This window comes from Massilia genomosp. 1, from assembly GCF_011682185.1.
GTDB classification, from domain to species: Bacteria; Pseudomonadota; Gammaproteobacteria; order Burkholderiales; family Burkholderiaceae_D; genus Telluria_A; species Telluria_A rubra.
Genome location: NZ_WHJF01000556.1, coordinates 1 through 280, shown reverse-complemented (window position 1 = coordinate 280; position 280 = coordinate 1). Strand labels below are relative to the sequence as shown.

The 280-nt window shown below is 48.6% G+C and carries 1 rRNA gene; it reads left to right on the top strand.

Annotated features, from left to right (window positions below):
- Positions 1-280 (top strand): 23S ribosomal RNA (locus F1735_RS34875); the annotation flags it as partial.

The following is a 280-nucleotide window of genomic DNA, read 5'->3' as shown; positions in this document are numbered from 1 at the left end:
GGCTAAAACAGTCAGGATGTTGGCTTAGAAGCAGCCATCATTTAAAGAAAGCGTAATAGCTCACTGATCGAGTCGTCCTGCGCGGAAGATGTAACGGGGCTAAGCCAGTCACCGAAGCTGCGGATATGTTTTTCGGTACTTGTACCTTAATCCATATGGTAGGAGAGCGTTCTGTAAGCCTGCGAAGGTGTCTTGTAAAGGATGCTGGAGGTATCAGAAGTGCGAATGCTGACATGAGTAGCGATAATGGGAGTGAAAAGCTCCCACGCCGTAAGCCCAA